Annotated in this window: 17 protein-coding genes and 1 pseudogene; 7 read left to right on the top strand and 11 right to left on the bottom strand. The window is 73.1% G+C overall.

Features of this window, described 5'->3' with window-relative positions; translation table 11 throughout:
- Positions 1-276: 276 nt before the first annotated feature.
- The 4 genes and pseudogenes from uraH to ACIPEP_RS07565 form a co-directional block, all read right to left on the bottom strand.
- Positions 277-615 carry a hydroxyisourate hydrolase gene (gene uraH / locus ACIPEP_RS07580; RefSeq protein WP_402717069.1) on the bottom strand — a complete coding sequence of 113 codons (339 nt, stop codon included), beginning with the start codon at positions 613-615 and terminating at the stop codon, positions 277-279.
- A pseudogene (uraD, locus tag ACIPEP_RS07575) lies at positions 616-1,074 on the bottom strand (2-oxo-4-hydroxy-4-carboxy-5-ureidoimidazoline decarboxylase); the annotation flags it as partial.
- 206 nt (positions 1,075-1,280) lie between these two features.
- Complete coding sequence (locus ACIPEP_RS07570; protein ID WP_071302396.1) at positions 1,281-1,763, bottom strand: FBP domain-containing protein; 483 nt, start codon at positions 1,761-1,763, stop codon at positions 1,281-1,283.
- 180 nt (positions 1,764-1,943) lie between these two features.
- Entirely contained in the window at positions 1,944-2,675 is a 732-nt protein-coding gene (locus tag ACIPEP_RS07565) for a class I SAM-dependent methyltransferase (RefSeq protein ID WP_402716904.1), read from the bottom strand.
- A gap of 38 nt (positions 2,676-2,713) precedes the next feature.
- On the opposite strand from ACIPEP_RS07565, the gene ACIPEP_RS07560 reads away from it, so the two are divergent.
- Complete coding sequence (locus ACIPEP_RS07560; RefSeq protein WP_402716903.1) at positions 2,714-2,950, top strand: hypothetical protein; 237 nt, start codon at positions 2,714-2,716, stop codon at positions 2,948-2,950.
- 18 nt (positions 2,951-2,968) lie between these two features.
- Here the strand turns inward: ACIPEP_RS07560 and ACIPEP_RS07555 are convergent, their stop codons facing one another.
- The 3 genes from ACIPEP_RS07555 to ACIPEP_RS07545 all read right to left on the bottom strand — a co-directional run bounded on the left by ACIPEP_RS07555 (position 2,969) and on the right by ACIPEP_RS07545 (position 6,353).
- Positions 2,969-3,874 (bottom strand): helix-turn-helix transcriptional regulator, encoded by a 906-nt coding sequence (locus tag ACIPEP_RS07555; protein WP_070417554.1) that lies wholly within the window; start codon positions 3,872-3,874, stop codon positions 2,969-2,971.
- 164 nt (positions 3,875-4,038) lie between these two features.
- Positions 4,039-5,298 carry a hemolysin family protein gene (locus ACIPEP_RS07550; RefSeq protein WP_071294176.1) on the bottom strand — a complete coding sequence of 420 codons (1,260 nt, stop codon included), beginning with the start codon at positions 5,296-5,298 and terminating at the stop codon, positions 4,039-4,041.
- 83 nt (positions 5,299-5,381) lie between these two features.
- Positions 5,382-6,353, bottom strand: a complete 972-nt coding sequence (locus ACIPEP_RS07545) for a M23 family metallopeptidase (RefSeq protein WP_402716902.1) — start codon at positions 6,351-6,353, stop codon at positions 5,382-5,384.
- 162 nt (positions 6,354-6,515) lie between these two features.
- On the opposite strand from ACIPEP_RS07545, the gene ACIPEP_RS07540 reads away from it, so the two are divergent.
- Positions 6,516-7,010 (top strand): hypothetical protein, encoded by a 495-nt coding sequence (locus ACIPEP_RS07540; RefSeq protein ID WP_070417557.1) that lies wholly within the window; start codon positions 6,516-6,518, stop codon positions 7,008-7,010.
- Positions 7,011-7,013: 3 nt separating this feature from the next.
- Here the strand turns inward: ACIPEP_RS07540 and ACIPEP_RS07535 are convergent, their stop codons facing one another.
- Together ACIPEP_RS07535 and ACIPEP_RS07530 are read right to left on the bottom strand one after the other, a co-directional pair.
- The gene (locus ACIPEP_RS07535; RefSeq protein ID WP_402716901.1) at positions 7,014-8,705 is read right to left on the bottom strand and encodes a cation:proton antiporter; all 1,692 of its coding nucleotides are present in this window, start codon (positions 8,703-8,705) and stop codon (positions 7,014-7,016) included.
- A gap of 28 nt (positions 8,706-8,733) precedes the next feature.
- Complete coding sequence (locus ACIPEP_RS07530; protein ID WP_139219768.1) at positions 8,734-9,099, bottom strand: hypothetical protein; 366 nt, start codon at positions 9,097-9,099, stop codon at positions 8,734-8,736.
- Between the two features lie 191 nt (positions 9,100-9,290).
- On the opposite strand from ACIPEP_RS07530, the gene ACIPEP_RS07525 reads away from it, so the two are divergent.
- Positions 9,291-11,501, top strand: a complete 2,211-nt coding sequence (locus ACIPEP_RS07525) for an NADP-dependent isocitrate dehydrogenase (RefSeq protein WP_402716900.1) — start codon at positions 9,291-9,293, stop codon at positions 11,499-11,501.
- A 132-nt stretch (positions 11,502-11,633) separates the two neighbouring features.
- Here ACIPEP_RS07525 and ACIPEP_RS07520 read toward each other — a convergent pair whose 3' ends face one another.
- Entirely contained in the window at positions 11,634-12,104 is a 471-nt protein-coding gene (locus ACIPEP_RS07520; protein ID WP_402716899.1) for a DUF3817 domain-containing protein, read from the bottom strand.
- A gap of 89 nt (positions 12,105-12,193) precedes the next feature.
- On the opposite strand from ACIPEP_RS07520, the gene ACIPEP_RS07515 reads away from it, so the two are divergent.
- Together ACIPEP_RS07515 and ACIPEP_RS07510 are read left to right on the top strand one after the other, a co-directional pair.
- A complete protein-coding gene (locus ACIPEP_RS07515; protein ID WP_402716898.1) occupies positions 12,194-12,970 on the top strand; it encodes a ThuA domain-containing protein in 777 nt (258 codons plus the stop codon).
- Positions 12,967-14,097 carry a GAF domain-containing protein gene (locus ACIPEP_RS07510; protein WP_402716897.1) on the top strand — a complete coding sequence of 377 codons (1,131 nt, stop codon included), beginning with the start codon at positions 12,967-12,969 and terminating at the stop codon, positions 14,095-14,097. The genes ACIPEP_RS07515 and ACIPEP_RS07510 overlap by 4 nt, the downstream gene beginning before the upstream one ends.
- A gap of 19 nt (positions 14,098-14,116) precedes the next feature.
- On the opposite strand, the gene ACIPEP_RS07505 is transcribed toward ACIPEP_RS07510, so the two are convergent.
- A complete protein-coding gene (locus ACIPEP_RS07505) occupies positions 14,117-14,542 on the bottom strand; it encodes a hypothetical protein (RefSeq protein ID WP_402716896.1) in 426 nt (141 codons plus the stop codon).
- Between the two features lie 90 nt (positions 14,543-14,632).
- Here ACIPEP_RS07505 and ACIPEP_RS07500 point away from each other — a divergent pair, with 90 nt between their 5' ends.
- On the top strand, positions 14,633-15,295 hold the full coding sequence (locus ACIPEP_RS07500) for a ScbR family autoregulator-binding transcription factor (RefSeq protein WP_071302407.1): 663 nt from the start codon (positions 14,633-14,635) through the stop codon (positions 15,293-15,295).
- 129 nt (positions 15,296-15,424) lie between these two features.
- A complete protein-coding gene (locus tag ACIPEP_RS07495; protein WP_402716895.1) occupies positions 15,425-16,303 on the top strand; it encodes an aminoglycoside phosphotransferase family protein in 879 nt (292 codons plus the stop codon).
- The last annotated feature ends 56 nt before the right edge of the window (positions 16,304-16,359 follow it).

The raw sequence follows: 16,359 nt of genomic DNA, 5'->3' as shown, positions 1-16,359 counted from the left end.
GGCGGGGGGGGGGGGGGGGGGGCCGGGGGGGGGGGGGGGGGGGCGGGGGGGGGGCCCCCCCCCCGCCGCCCGGCCGGGGGGGGGGGGCCCGCCGCCCCCCCCGCCTCCAGGCCGTCTCGGCGTGCGTTCCGGGCGTCGGTCCGGCGACGGACGCGACACACGCCCGACAGCCCGGCTCGGCGAGCGGGCGGAACATGCGCCGTTCGCCATGGGAGCCGCGCACATTTCGCCCGCTCGTGCGCTGCGGGCGGGACACATGCCCCGCGCGGCATGGGATCAGCTTCCGCGGTAGGTGCTGTAGGCGAACGGGCTGAGCAGGAGCGGCACGTGGAGGTGCTCGGTCCCGTCCACGGTGAAGGCCACGACGACGAACGGGTGGAACGTCGGTACGCCGGCGGCGCGGTGGTACGCGCCGGTGTCGAAGCGCAGCTGGAGGTCGCCTCGCGGCAGGACGTCCGGCCCGAGGGCAGCGCGTCCGTCGGTGTCGGTGGTGCCGGTCGCGAGGACGTCGCCGTCGACGGTGCTCAGCACGAGGCTTACCCCCGCGGCAGGTGTGCCCCGGGTCGCGTCGAGGACGTGCGTGGTCAGCTGGGCGACGGCGAAGGTCGCGCGGATGCGGTGCAGTGCGATGTCCGCGAGGGCACCGGCGGCCTCCGCGACCTCCACGTCGGGATCGTTGCCGAGCCGCCGTCGGAGTTCGGCGAGGAGCTCCTCGGGCGTCCGGCCGGCCGCGCGCACGAGGAACACCCGGCCGAACCGCCGCTCGTACTCGGCGTTCCCCGCGGCGATCGCCCGGGCGACGTCGTCGTCCGCGGTGCGCATGGCCGACTGCTCCCGGGCTGACGAGGCATCGCTGCCCCGCTCACCGATCCGCGGGTGCTGGGCGAGGGCGGCGTCGAGCTCGGCGGCGCCCCACCCCCGGGCCTCGGCGGCGGCACGCGCCAGGAGCGCGGCGACGGAGCCGTACGGTCGTCCGGCGGCGAGTGCGTCGGCCCACGCCGGGACCGCCGCCCACCCGGTGGCCGTGGCGACCGCGTCGGAGACGGTCGCGTCGTCGAGCTCGCCGATGTCCATGCCGCCACGCTACGGAACGCCCGTTTCACGGGGGTTACGCGGCGGTTTCCCGCGCGACGTGGCCCACGGTCCCGGAACGGTCGCAGCTGCGGGACGGGAGGCGCGGGTCGGACCCGCACCGCGCCTCCCGAACCGCAGGTGCGCATCTCGACGACGTCTGCGCGCGCTGCACGCCGCGCACTCGTCGTCCGCGTGCGCAGTCGCGACTAGACCTCCGCGGCGAAGGACGCCGCGCGGAGCTGCAGGTCCTCGATCCGCTGCAGCCGTGCGGCCTCGACGTCGTAGCCCTCGTACGCGAGCGGCGGCGTCCGCCGGACGTTGCGCGAGCACTGGAAGTCCTGGCAGACGAGCGTGCCGACGGTGTTGCCGTTGCGACCCGCCTTGCCGGACCGCTTCGCGCTGTAGAACACGACGTCGTTGGGGAGCTTCACGTCCTGGCACCACGAGCACTGTGCCCGGGCACGGGGCGAGGCCTCGGCCTGCCGGAACAGGATGCCGACGAGGTCGCCCTCGAGGGTCGGCACGACGGCGTACGCGCGCCGGGCGAGCTTCGGGTCGCGCCAGCCGAGGTAGTCGAGCGCGTCCCAGTCGACGGTCTCGAGGTCGGCGGGCAGCGTGAGGTCGCCGGTCTCCTTGCGGGAGGCGTTGACGAAGGACGTGCGGATGGTCTTCTCGCTGATGGGCAGCATGGTGGTTCGCTCTCGGACGGGCCCGGGGCACGCGGACGCATGCCGCACCGGGCGGAGGGTTCAGGGTTCGATGACGGCGGCCGCACCGAACGGTGCGACCGGGGGCATCACGCCCTGATGTCGGCGAAACGGGCGCCGACCACCTCCTGGAAGCTCACCCGACCAGCCTACGTCGACGTGTCAAGCCGGGCGCGGCTGCGCGGTGAGGAGGACGAGCGAGCCCTCGAACGTCGGCTGCGTGCGGAGGGCGCCGTGGGCTCGGTCCCACTCGCCGGACTCGAGGGCCGTGCGGAGCGCGGCGACGGATCGCCGTGCGGTCATCTCGTCGACGGAGCTCCACGCCGGGTCCGCCCGTCGCGCGCCCGGGTCGAGGAGGCGTTCCGGTCGCGCGTAGTACGCCTCGGAGAACCCGTCGACGCACGTGAACGGGATCGGCAGGCGCGTGGTCGTCACCGCGTCGTCGGCGAGGGCGGCCGCGATCCGGGCGAGCGAGGGGTACCGCCGGGCCTCGGTCGCCATGACCTCGGGGGCGTACTCGGCGAGCCAGAAGTCCTCGACACGGTCGGGGTCGCACGTCAGGATCACGATCGGGCCCCGCGTCACCCGGCGCAGCTCGGCCAGCCCACGCTCGAGGTCGCCCCACTCGTGCACGGAGAAGGTCGTCATCGCGGCGTCGAACGTGTCGTCGGCGAACGGCAGGTCCTCGGCGGTGGCGTCGACCGCGGTCACCTCGCGGTCGGTGGGCTCGTAGGACCCGGCGCCGGCGCCCACGTCGAGGACCGTCCGGGCGTCACCGAGGGCCTTCGCGATCGCCCGGGCGAAGGACGGCTCCGGCCGACGGTACTTCCGGTGGTCCTGACCGATGCGGGCGGAGTCGGCATCCCCCGCTGAACCGTCCGTCGTCCTCGTCACGGCCCCAGCCTACGGACCGGGCCTGTTACGGTCGGGCCATGGTCTCCGGGGGATTCGCCGTCGTCAGTGTCCTGTACATCGCGTTCGTCGTGGCGCTCGCCGTGCTGACGGTCGCGCTCATCGTGCTCGTGTTCGCCGCGATCCGCGTGCTGCGGCTGTCCGCGACGGAGCGGCAGCTGCGCATCGAGCGGCTGCGGTACGACGCCGTCGTCGACGGGATCGAGGACGGTGGCGCCGGCCCGGACGCGACCGGTCCCACGACCTCCACCGTCTGACGCCCGTCGGGCGGGGGGTCAGTCGACCGACTCGGTCTCCGACTCGCGCAGCGCCGCGTAGTGCTCGGCACGCTCGGTCGCAGCCCACGACCCGAGGAGCGCCAGGGACCGCTCGGACTCGCTGCCGGGTTCGGCCGAGTACGAGAACATCACCAGGCCCGGGTCCGCGACGAGTTCCAGCGCCTCGTAGTCGAGCCGGAGCTCACCGACGATGGGGTGCACGAGCCGCTTCTTGCCGGTGCGGTGCATCCGGACGTCGTGGGCGGCCCACCACGTGCGGAACTCCTCGCTCCGGGTCGACAGCTCGCCGACGAGGGTCACGAGTCCGGGCTCGCACGGGTTCGAGACCGCGGCCGCACGGAGGATCGCCACCGCGTCCCGAGCGGTCTGCGCCCAGTCCGCGAAGAACTCCTTCGCCGCGGGGTCGAGGAACGTGAAGCGCGCGGTGTTCACCGGGCGACCGGGACCCGCGAACATCGGCGCGTACAGCGCGCGACCGAGCTCGTTCGTCGCGACCACGTCACCGCGCTCGTTCCGCACCCAGGCGGGCGCTCCCGTGATCGAGTCGAGCAGCCGCTGCACACCGGGGCGCACGCGGGTCGGGACGTTGCGGTGCATGACCTTCACGCCGGCGTTCGCCAGGCGGGCGAGGTCCCACAGGTGCACGCGCTCGTCCTCGTCGAGCTGCAGCGCACCGGCGAGCCCCTCGAGCACGCTGTCCGAGACGCCCTTGAGCGAACCCCGCTCGAGCCGCGTGTAGTAGTCGACGCTGACGCCGGCGAGCATGGCGACCTCGTGCCGACGCAGTCCCGGCACCCGTCGGACACCGCCGCCGAACGACGGCATGCCGACCTGCTCGGGAGTGAGCCGCGCCCGCCTCGAGGACAGGAAGTCGCGGATCTCGTTGCGCACGTCGATACCCATGCGACGAGCGTACGTCCCGTGGCTGGTACCGCGGCAGGCCCTGCCCGTACCCGGGACGGGACGGACGGGAGGCGCGGGGCGGGTCCGCGCCGTCCTCCCTCGCAGGCTCGGTCGGCGCGCCCCGCGCAACGCTCCGCGTTGCCGCCGAGCGGGGCGCGCCCGCGTCAGGCGGTTGCGTCGGCCGTGATGCGCACGCGCGCCACGCGGTGACCGTCCATGGCGGTCACCTCGAGCCGGTGGCCGCCGACCTCGACGACGTCCCCGACCTCGGGCACGCGGTCCAGCGCCACCTGCACCAGGCCGCCCACCGTCTCGTAGTCGCCGTCGGGGAGGGCCGGGCCGCCGTCGGCCACGAGGTCCTCGAGCACGGTCGCCCCGTCGACGCCGTCGTGCTCGGCCGCGGGCTCGTCGTACTCGTCGCGGATGCGTCCGACGAGGTCCTCGAGCAGCGCCTCGAGCGTCACCATGCCCGCGCTGCCGCCGTACTCGTCGACGACCAGGGCGATCTGGTGTCCCTCGGTGCGCATGTCCGCGATCGCGCTCGACAGCGACTTCGTCTCGGGCAGCGCGAGCACCGGACGCACGAGGGTCGACACCGGTGCGGTGGGGTCCTCCGGGCGCAGCAGGTCCCGCAGGTGGACGAACCCGTCGACGTGGTCCCGCGTGCCGTCGGTGACGAGGTACCGGGTGTGCCCGAGGTCGATGGCGTGGTCGGTGGCCGCGGCGATCGAAGTGCCCGCGTCGATCGTCGACACGTCGTACCAGGGCCGCATCGACTCGCGGAGGATCCGGTCGCCCGCGTCGAGGGCGCTCCGGGCGATCCGGCGTCCCTGGGCGTCGATGGCGTCGTGGTCCTCGACGAGACCGCGGAGTTCCTCGGTGCTCATCGACTCGCTCCGGGCGTTCGGGTCCCCGCCGAGCAGCCGCACGACGGTGTCGGTCGACTTCGAGAGCAGCCAGATCACCGGGCGCATGAGCGTGGCGAACCGGTCGAGCGTCGGGGCCACGGCCATCGAGAAGCCCTCGGCGCGCTGCAGGGCGAGCCGCTTCGGCACGAGCTCGCCGAAGACCAGCGACAGGTAGGCGATCACGAGGGTCATCAGCACCAGTGCCACCGTCTCGGCAGCACCCTGCTCGAGCCCGAGGCCCGTGAACAGCGGGGCGACGTCCGGAGCGATCGACGACGCGCCGTACGCGGCCGAGAAGAACCCGGCGACGGTCACGCCGATCTGCACGGCGGAGAGGAAGCGGTTCGGGTCGCGGCCGAGCTCGGCGACCCGCATCCCCCGGGACCCGCGGCGCTCGAGCTGCTGCAGCTGCGACTCACGGAGGGAGACGAGGGCGATCTCGGCTGCGGCGAACACGCCACCGACGAGCACGAAGAGGACCACGAGCCCGAAGGCGATCCAGGTGTCGGGTCCCATCAGCGGGCTGCCGGCTCAGATCGGCGACGGGCGGGCGGTCTGTGACAGTCGTCCATGCCTGTGAGCATGCACAGGGAACCTGATCAGGCGGTGAGGGAACGCCCGATGCGCGCTTCGAGCCAGGCTTCCGGGTCGATCGGGGTCTCGCCGTCCATCAGGACCTCGAGGTGGAGGTGCGCCCCGGTCGAGACCCCGGAGGAGCCGACCTTGCCGATGAACTGTCCGGCCTCGACGGTGTCGCCGACCTTCAGTGGCGAGGAGCCGGGGATCATGTGGCCGTAGAGCGTCGAGACCTCGCGCCCGTCGATCACGTGGTCGATGATCACCGCGGTGCCGTACGAGAAGTACGTGCCGGAGACCCGGACGGTCCCCGCGGCCACGGCACCGATCGGCGCGCCCATGCCCGGGTTGAAGTCGAGGCCCTGGTGGAGCGACGAGCAGGCGCCGCACGGAGCCGAGCGGTAGCCGAAGCCCGAGCTCATCCGTACCGGCCCGGGGAACGGCGACCGGACCTCGCCGCCGTAGGACACCGACGTGCCCGGGGCCCCGGCCGAACCGCCGCCGACCGTGAAGCCGTCGCGGTCGAGGGCGGAGGCGGAGATCGCCTGCGTCACGGCGTAGTCCTGCGTGCGGACAGAGGGTGCGAGGGTCGCGGTCGCCATCGAGGTGCCGGCACTGGCGTGCGCGGGCATCGCGGACGCGGCGAACATCGCGAGGGCGGCGAGGGCGCTCGTGAGCGTCACGCGGCTGGCGCGGCGGGACCTGGAGGCGCGGGTCGCCCGGGCGACGGCGGGCACGCTGGGTGCGGGGCGACGGACGACGCGCTGGATGCGGGCGTCGACGTGCTCGGTCGTCGCACGCGCGGCGGCCGCTCGGCGACCGGTGCGCTCGGGCTTCGGCGCGCGAGGCGGCGCGGGCGTGCGCTCGGCCTTCGGCGTCCGCTCGCGGCGGGCCGGCTTGCGGGCTGCGGCGCGCTCGGCCTCGAGGGCGGCGCGACGGGACAGGTGCACCACCGGGGTGTCCGGGTGCTGGTCGAGTTCGCGTGCAGTCGTCATGGCCGCCCACCATTCTGCACGACTCTGTCGCTTTGTACAGGTCCTTTCGTGATCTCATCGTTACCGAAGTGCTGGGAGGCTGCTGATCCCACAGCCCGCCCCGGCCCCGGATGCCGCCCGATCAGTAGTGTCCGCAGTGAGCGAGCGGAAAGGACCCTCCACATGGCCCGAACACCGCGCGAGCGGCACGAACCGGTCGACCTGGCGTCGGCGCACGTCGTGCTCGCCGGGACGCAGGAGCTCCTGCCGGTGCTCCGGACCGCTGCCGTCCGGGCCGGGGTCGACGCCGCCCGGATGCGCGTGGTCGGGGTGGACGACCTGCCCGACCCCGAGGAGACCTGGGACGCCGAACTCGCCGTCATCGCGATCCGTCGGCCCGGTGACGACCCGGCGTTCCACCGTGCGCACGAGGCCGCCGAGATGATCGACCCGCTGCTCGCGCCGCACGCGGTCCGGATCGTCGTGACGGTCTCGGGGCTGACCCGGCTCGCGCCGAAGGTCGAGCGGACGCTGACGTCCGAGGTGCTCCACCAGATCGGCGCGGCGTCGGCACCGTCCGGGTTCGAGCGGCCGTTCCGGAACTTCCGGATGCGCGTGGGACTCGCGGCCCTGAAGACCGCCGGCGTCCGGGTCTTCCGGGTGCGCATCGGCGAGTGACCCTCACCGCGCGGGAGCGCCCCTGAGCTCGAGGGCGATCTGCTCGGCGTCGAGGTTCTGCAGCATCGACTCGAGCACCTCGGCGTCGAAGCTGCCGTCGTCGCGGGCATCGAGGATCGCGGCGCGCTGCGCTTCGAGCACCGCCAGGCGCCGAGCCTTCTCGCGCCCCATCCACGCCCGGAGTTCGGCGGGGTCGGCGGCCTCGAGCTCTTCCCGCGCGCGGGGTCCGGCCTCGCTCGTCCCGGGGACCTGCTCCGCCGCTGCCCGCATGAGCTCGAGGAGCCGCTTGCGTTCCTCGGTGTCCTGCGCGGCGGTGTCCGTCGTCGGTGCGGCGATGCGACGGAGGAGCGGCCCGATCGTCCCGCCCTGGACCACGAGCGACAGCAGTGCGACGGCGAACGCGACGAAGACGAGCAGCGACCGCTGGGGCGTGCCCTCGGGGAGCGTCTGGGCCGCCGCGACGGTCACCGCGCCGCGCATCCCCGCCCAGACCACCGCGGTGCCCTCCCGCCAGCCGAGCGGCGCCTTCGTGTAGTACGCGATGTCCGCCAGGGTGCGACGGACCCGCACCGCGAACCGGTCGAGTTCCCGTTCGGACGGCGCCCGGTTGCCCGGTCGGTGTTCGCGGATCACCTCGCTCATGGCGTCGCGGTCCTGCGCGTGCATCTCCGCGAAGCGGGTCTGCATCCGTTCGCCGCGCTTGGCGCTGGCGGACAGGGCGAGCAGCAGCGGCACGACGTAGGCGGCCCGGACGAGGACGGTGAGCACGAGGGCGCCGACGGCGATGAGGAGCGCCGGCCCGATCCCGGCGTGCTGGTCCTGCACGTCGCCGAGGATCGACGCGAGCTGCAGCCCCATCGTCAGGAACACGGCACCCTCGAGCACGAGCTCGATCGTCTGCCAGTTCTGGGCGTCCGACAGCCGGTGCCCCGGGGGGAGCCTGCGCGGGCCGACGATGCCCGTGAACAGCCCCGCGACGACGGCCGCGACCAGGCCGGACCCCTCGAAGTGCTCGGTCGGGATCGCGGCGACGAACGGCACCGCGAAGGACAGTGCCGTGTTCACCGCGGCGTTCGGCACCCGGGACCGCACCCAGACGTTGAGCCAGCCGACGAACCAGCCGATGACGACGGCGATCGCGACCGCCCGGGCGAAGTCCCCGAGCGCGCCCCAGAACGAGAACGACGCGCCCGCGGCGAAGATCGCGGTGCGGAGCAGCACGAGCGCGGTCGCGTCGTTGAGCAGCGACTCGCCGTCGAGGATCGAGATCGCCCGCCGTGACACCGAGGTCTGCTTGACGATCGAGGTCGCGACGGCGTCGGTGGGGCTGACGATCGCCCCGAGCGCGATGCCCCACCAGAAGCCCAGCCCCGGGACGACCCACGCGAAGAAGAGCCCGAGCACCAGGCTCGACGCGACGACGAGCAGGACCGACAGGCCGCTGATCGCGCCGAACTCCCGCCGGAAGTTCATCGACGGCATCGACACCGCCGCCGAGTACAGCAACGGCGGCAGCACCCCCGCGAGGATCCACTCCGGTTCGATCCGGGCGTGCGGGATCCACGGCACGAGGCTCGCGGCGACCCCCACCGCGACGAGGACGAGCGGCGCGGCGACCCCGATGCGCGGGCCGAGCACGGCGGCGCCCGCGATGGCGACCAGGGCGACCACACCGATGACGAGGAGTTCGTTCACTCCCCCAGCGTGGCACCGTTCCGGGCGATCAGTCCCGGTCCGGCTCCGCGCTGTGGACCGCCGAGGCGTTGACCGCGTGGTGTGGAGGAACGACGTGGGCGACGACCGCGACACTGCCGGCGGCCAGGACGAGCGCGAGCGTGCCCGCGGTCACGGCGGTCCCGATCCGCCGCAGCCGCGAGCCCGACCCACGGTCCCGCGGCGCGAAGCGGGCGAGCCCACGACGCGGCGTCGGACCGACCAACCACGGCCCGGAGCCGTCCTCGTCGTACGAGAACGGCCCGGACCCGTCCGGCGCGTACCGGTACGGCCCGCTGCCGTCCACGGCGTACGCCGAACGGAGGTCCTCCGCGGACCACCCGAAGTCCTCCGGTGTCTGCCGTGTCGTCGACATGCGCGCCTCCTGCGGTCGTGTGGTGCGGAAGACCACTCCACGCGACGTTCCTATGAGTCGACAGTGCGCCTCCAGGAAGCCATCCGAGCATCTGCTCCACGCAGGCGGCACCATGTATCTTGATGTCGAGACATCCCGTTGCGCGAGTAGCGTGGACGTACCGACGGTCGAACAAGGGAGTACCCGCCAGCATGGCCAAGATCATCTACACCCTCACGGACGAGGCGCCGTTCCTCGCCACCCACTCCTTCCTCCCGGTCATCCAGGCCTTCGCCGGCACCGCAGGTGTCGACGTCGAGACCCGCGACATCTCGCTCTCGGGCCGGATCATCGCCCAGTTCCCGGAGCGGCTCACCGCCGAGCAGCGCCTGGACGACGCCCTCGCCGAGCTCGGGGACCTCGCGAAGACCCCCGAGGCGAACATCATCAAGCTGCCGAACATCTCGGCGTCGATCCCGCAGCTCAAGGCCGCGATCAAGGAGCTCCAGGCGCAGGGCTACGACCTGCCGGACTACCCCGACGAGCCGACGACCGACGACGAGCGCGACGCCCGCGCCCGCTACGACCGCACCAAGGGCAGCGCCGTGAACCCGGTCCTGCGCGAGGGCAACTCCGACCGCCGCGCGCCGCTCTCCGTCAAGAACTACGCCCGCAAGCACCCGCACCGCATGGGCGCCTGGAGCCACGACTCGAAGACGAACGTCGTGACGATGGGCACGGACGACTTCCGCTCGAACGAGCAGTCCTGGATCGCCCCCGCCGACGACGTCCTGACGATCGAGTTCGTCGGTGCCGACGGTGCGACCTCGGTCCTCAAGCAGTCGATCCCCGTCCTCGCGGGCGAGGTCGTCGACGGCACGGTGCTGCACGTCCGCGCGCTCGAGGCCTTCCTGCAGGACCAGATCCGCGCGGCGCAGGAGCAGGGCATCCTGTTCTCGGTGCACCTCAAGGCCACGATGATGAAGGTCTCCGACCCGATCATCTTCGGCCACGTCATCCGGGCGTTCTTCCCGAGCGTCTTCGAGCGCTTCGGTGCCGACCTCGCCGCCGCCGGGCTCAACCCGAACGACGGCCTCGGCTCGATCCTCGCCGGGCTCGACGCCGTGCCGAACGGTGCGGAGATCAAGCAGGCGTTCGCGGACGGCATCGACGCGGGCCCCGAGCTCGCGATGGTCGACTCCGACAAGGGCATCACGAACCTGCACGTCCCGAGCGACGTCATCGTGGACGCCTCGATGCCCGCGATGATCCGCACCTCGGGCCACATGTGGGGTCCGGACGGCGAGGAGCACGACACCCTCGCGGTCATCCCGGACTCGAGCTACGCCGGCATCTACCAGGCCACGATCGAGGACTGCCGCGCCAACGGTGCGTTCGACCCGGCCACCATGGGCTCGGTGCCGAACGTCGGCCTGATGGCGCAGAAGGCCGAGGAGTACGGCTCGCACGACAAGACCTTCGAGGTCCCGGCAGCCGGCCGCGTCCGCGTGGTCACGAGCGGCGGCGAGACGGTCATCGAGCACGAGGTCGAGGCCGGCGACATCTGGCGCGCCTGCCAGACCAAGGACGTCGCGATCCGCGACTGGGTGAAGCTCGCCGTGACGCGTGCCCGTGCGACCGGGTCCCCCGCGGTGTTCTGGCTCGACGAGACCCGTGCGCACGACGCGAACCTCATCGGCCTGGTGCGGACCTACCTCGCCGAGCAGGACACCGACGGGCTGCAGATCGAGATCCTCTCCCCCGAGGACGCGATGCGCTTCTCGCTCGAGCGCATCCGCCGCGGCGAGGACACCATCTCCGTCACGGGCAACGTGCTCCGCGACTACCTCACCGACCTGTTCCCGATCATGGAGCTCGGCACCTCGGCGAAGATGCTCTCCGTCGTCCCGCTCCTCGGCGGCGGCGGTCTGTTCGAGACCGGTGCCGGCGGTTCGGCGCCGAAGCACGTGCAGCAGCTCGTCGAGCAGAACTACCTGCGCTGGGACAGCCTCGGCGAGTTCCTCGCCCTCGCGGTCAGCCTCGAGCACCTCGCCGGTGTGACGGGCAACGAGCGGGCGAAGATCCTCGGCGAGACGCTCGACCGTGCGACCGGCACGTTCCTCGACGAGGACAAGTCGCCTGGGCGCAAGCTCGGGTCGATCGACAACCGCGGCAGCCACTTCTACCTGGCGAAGTACTGGGCCCAGGAGCTCGCGGCGCAGACGACCGACGCCCAGCTCGCCTCGGCGTTCGCCGAGATCGCGGCGACGCTCGACGAGCAGGAGTCGACGATCGTCGAGGAGCTGAACAGCGTGCAGGGGCACCCGGCGGACATCGGCGGGTACTACCGTCCGGACGACGCCAAGACGAGCGCCGTGATGCGCCCGTCCGCCACGTTGAACGGGATCCTCGCCGCGCTGTAGACGCGGGACGCACGAACGGGAGGCGCGGTGCCGGCTGGCACCGCGCCTCCCGTCCGTCGTGTGGTCGCGACCCGGGCCGCGCTTCGTGAGCAGGAACGGTCGGGTCCGCATCACGAACCCGACCGTTCCTGCTCACGAAGGCAGCGCGTCAGGACGGGACGGGACGGGCGGGCCGGCGGCCAGCAGCGCCACGAACACCAGGGCGACGGCCACGACGCCGACGAGGATCGACACCGCCGGGTGCCGCACCACGAAGAACAGCAGGCGGTCCCAGAAGCCGACGCGCCCCTCGGCACCGTGGCGCCACGGACCCTCGAGCATCCCGCGCCGGGCCACGGCGACCTCGAACGGCACCGTCGCGTACGGCACGACGGCACTCGCCCACCCGAGCACGAGCGCTCCGGCCGACCACCGCTGGTTCACCGCGACGACGGTCGTCACGACGAGGTACGCCAGGAACACGAACCCGTGCACCCCGCCCCCGATCCGGACGCCCCAGTCGCCGGCACCGAGGCCGTACTTGAGCACCATCCCGGCGATGAGCATGGTCCAGGTCACGAGTTCGGCGACCGCGGCGGCGCGGAACAGGGAGCGGGGAGTCATGCGGACATCGTCGCGGACGCCTCCCGGGAAAGCCCCGACACTCCGATGGTCGTATCGATTCGACGACCAGGCGGACTAGCGTGGGAGCCATGTCGACGCCGACCGAATCCCGTCCCCTGAACATCGTCGTCTGGAACGAGAACGTGCACGAGAGCCGGGGTGACGAGACCGTCGTCGGGCACTACCCCGACGGCATGCACACCGTGATCGCCGCCGCGCTCCGCGAGCACCACCCCGACGCGTCCGTGAGCACCGCCACCCTGCAGGAGCCCGACCACGGCATCACCGCCGAGCGCCTGGCCACCACCGACGTCCTGTTCTGGTGGGGCCACGCCGCCCACGACGAGGTCAGCGACGCCGTCGTCGACCTCGTGGTCGATGCCGTGCACGCGGGCATGGGCCTCGTGGTGCTGCACTCCGGGCACTACTCGAAGCCGTTCAAGCGCCTGATGGGCACGACCTGCTCCCTGAAGTGGCGGAACGACGGGGAGCGCGAGCTCGTCTGGACCGTGGCGCCCGAGCACCCGATCGCCGCGGGCGTCCCGCACCCGATCGTCATCGACCGCCAGGAGATGTACGGCGAGTACTTCGACATCCCGCGCCCCGACGAAGAGGTGTTCCTGTCGACGTTCGCCGGCGGCGAGGTCTTCCGCTCGGGCGTCGCGTACCGCCGGGGCCTCGGGAAGGTCTTCTACTTCTCCCCCGGTGACCAGGAGTACCCGGTGTACCACCACCCGGACATCCAGCGGGTGCTGTCGAACGCGGCCGCGTGGGCGGCGCCGGTGTCCGAGCGACGCGAACTGACCGCCGACCCCCACCCGCGGGACTGGTTCCTGGGCGAGGGTGCGGGTAGACAGGACGGGTGACCCACCTCGACGCCGCAGCGCACCGGTCGGCCGTGGTCGAGGCGCTCGGCGTCCTCGGCAGCGGCCCCGAGGAGCGCTTCGACCGCATCACCCGCATGACGCAGGAGGCCTTCGGGGTCCCGCTGTCCTTCCTCAACCTCGTGCACGACGGGCTCGTCACGGCGCAGTCCACGCAGGGCTGGCGTCAGGGCGGCAGCGCTCCGGCGGAGCAGGTGTTCTGCTCGACGACGGTCCTGACCGACGAGCCGATGGTGGTGCCGGACGCGACGCTCGACCCGCGGTTCGCCCACCTCGCCGCGGTCACCGAACAGGGCATCCGGTTCTACGCGGGCGCGCCGCTGTCGATGCTCGACGGCACGCGCGTCGGCACGCTCTGCATCATGGACGCGACGCCGCGCACGCTGACGGCCGAGGACATCGACCTGCTCCGCGACCTCGCGCGCTGGGCGGAGCGGGAGCTCGGGCACACGATCGAGCGCGACCGGGTCCGGCGGGTCGTGGAGGGCCTCGTCCCCGGACCCGTCGAGGTCCCCGGGTACTCGCTGGAGGTGCTGACGCTCCCCCGCGAGGACTCCGGTGACGTCGCGGACTGGCGGGTCGCCGCCGACGGCCGCCTGCACTGCACCGTCGGAGCCGTCCCGGCAGCCGGTCGCGCCTCGGCACTGCTGGCAGCAGCGGTCCGGGCAGCCGTGATCGCGCGGACCGACATCGACATGGAGACCGCGATCGTCGGCCTGGAGGCGCAGGTCGCCGCCGACCTGTCGGCTGCGGACACCGTCGGGTCGCTCTTCCACCTGCGGCTCGACCCCGCGTCGGGTCACGTCGTGTACGGGGACGCGGGGCACGGCCTCGCGGCCGTCGTGCGCGCCGACGGCGGTGCCACGGTGCTCCGGTCGCACGACCTGCCGATCGGCCTGCAACCGGACGGGACGCCGCGGACCCCCGGTGCGCTCGACCTCGTGTCGGGAGACCGCGTCGTGCTGTGCACCGACGGACTGCTGGCCGCGGTCGGGGACCTCGAGACGCTGATCGGATGGGTGCGAGGCGCCGACGACACCGCGAGCCTGGTCGACCGGGTCCGGGGCGTCGCCACGGCCGGCACGCTCCTCGTCCTCACGCGCGACTGAGCGCCCGCGCCCGCGGTCGTCAGCGCTGCGCGGGCCTCGCGGTCAGGGACACGACCAGCAGCGTCGCGAGCATCCCGAACCCGGCGAGCTCGATCCCGAGGCCGGCGAGCTGCCAGTAGGCGCTCCCCACGACCTGCGGCAGCGTGATCGACTCCGGCCACCACCCGTCGATGAACGGGATCGACGACGGGAACGGATCGAGGCCGAACACGACGAGCCCGCCGAGCAGGAGCACCACCCCGAGCGCCGCCATCGCACCCCGCGACCGTCGGAGCATCCGGGCGACGAGCGCCGCGGCGATGCCGGCCAGCCCGACCACGGCGATCGCGAACGCCAGCACGACGACGGTCTGCGGCGCCAGCGCGACCCAGTCGAGCACGGCGATCGGCAGCAGCAGCCACCGACCCGTCCGTGCCCAGCGCACCGGGTTCCGCCATCCGTCCATGCCGGGAACCGTACGACAGCCCGCCGGGGAGGTTCCCGGACGTCACCCGGACACCGCCTGGGACGGCCGCATCGGTACGCTTGCAGGATCATGGCGCAGGACGGTGGCACGCGGCAGCAGCGGGCGGTCGCCACCCGTGCCGCGATCCTCGACGCGGCGGCGGGCGAGTTCGACGAGCGCGGGTACCTCGGCACCTCGATGGACGCCGTCGCCGAGCGGGCCGGCCTCACCAAGGGTGCGCTGTACTTCCACTTCACGTCGAAGGCCGACCTCGCCGGCGCGGTGATCGCCCGGCAGCACGAGGTCTCCCGGCGGTACGGCGAGGCGGCGGCCGCCCGCGGGACGACCCCGCTCGAGGTGCTCATGTGGATGTCCCAGGGCCTCGCGTCGCAGATGATCCACGAGACCGTCGTGAGCGCCGGCATCCGTCTGTCCACCGAGGCCGCGACGGCGGACGTGGCCCGGCAGGACCCGTACGCCGACTGGATCGCCGTGGTGACCGACCTCGTCCGACAGGGCATCGACGCCGGCGAGGTCGACCCCGCGTGGGACCCCGAACTCGTCGGCCGCGTCGTCATCCCCGCGTACACGGGGGTGCAGACCGTCTCGGACGTCCTCGCCGATCGGTCGGACCTGTACGTCCGGCTCCGTGAGCTCTGGACGGTCCTGCTCGCGGCCATCGTCTCCGACCGGGTACGCCCCGAGATCCCCCGGCTCGTCGCGCTCATCGCCCCGCTGCCCGACGACGCCTGACCCGACCGCCACGCGACGCGGGTCCCCCCATGGACACCCACGTCGCTGGTCCCTCGAGGCTACCGAGCGCCCGCCCCGCCCGGCTCTCCCCAGTTCACGGGTGTGCGCGCCCCCGGCTACCCTGACCCGATGGCCACCCCCGCCGCCGAGGTCGACGTCGACGTCCCGCTCGTCGCCGCCCTGCTCCGCGACCAGCACCCGGACCTCGCGGACCTCCCGCTCGCGATCGTGGCGAGCGGCTGGGACAACGTCGTGGTCCGGCTCGGCGAGCTGCTCGCCGTGCGGCTCCCCCGCCGGGCGGCCGCTGCGGCGCTCATCGAGCACGAGCAGCGGTGGTTGCCGGAGATCGCGCACCGGGTGGCGGCGATCGTGCCCGTCCCCGATCCGGTCCGCACCGGACGCCCGGCCCTCGGGTACCCGTGGTCGTGGAGCGTCGTCCGCTGGCTGCCCGGCACCCCGGCGGGCGAACGCGCCGGCGGCGTGCACGTGGCCGAGGCGCTCGCCGCGTTCGTCGAGCTGCTGCACGTCCCCGCGCCGCCGGACGCTCCCGTGAACCCCGTCCGCGCGGTGCCGCTCGCCACGCGCAGCGACAGCGTCCTGACGCGACTCGCGACGGCGGACGTGCCCCGGGCCCGTGAACTCGCGGCAGTCTGGCGGACCGCGGCGGCGCTGCCCGCGTACGCCGGGCCTCCCGTCTGGGTGCACGGCGACCTGCACCCCTTCAACGTGCTCTTCGACGCCGCGCCGGACGGCGGGACCCGCCTGGCGGCGGTCGTCGACTTCGGCGACGTGACGGCGGGCGACCCGGCCGTCGACCTCGCCACCGCGTGGCTCACGCTCGACCGGGAGGCGCGGCGCACCTTCCGCGCGCGCGTCGCGGCCGACGACGACACCTGGGAACGGGCGCGTGCCTGGGCCGTCTCGATCGGTTCGGCACTCCACCTGTCCGACGACCGCGCGTTCCGCGCGGTCGCACGCCGGGTGATCGGAGAAGTGCTGGACGACTGAGTCCGCGCGGGGCTATCGTGACCGCACCAATCCGTGCACGTGAAGATCGGAGGGGC

It is taken from the genome of Curtobacterium sp. NPDC087082, from assembly GCF_044745045.1.
GTDB lineage: Bacteria > Actinomycetota > Actinomycetes > Actinomycetales > Microbacteriaceae > Curtobacterium.
Note: the sequence above shows the minus strand (reverse complement) of the source record. Positions and strands in the feature narration are given on the sequence as shown.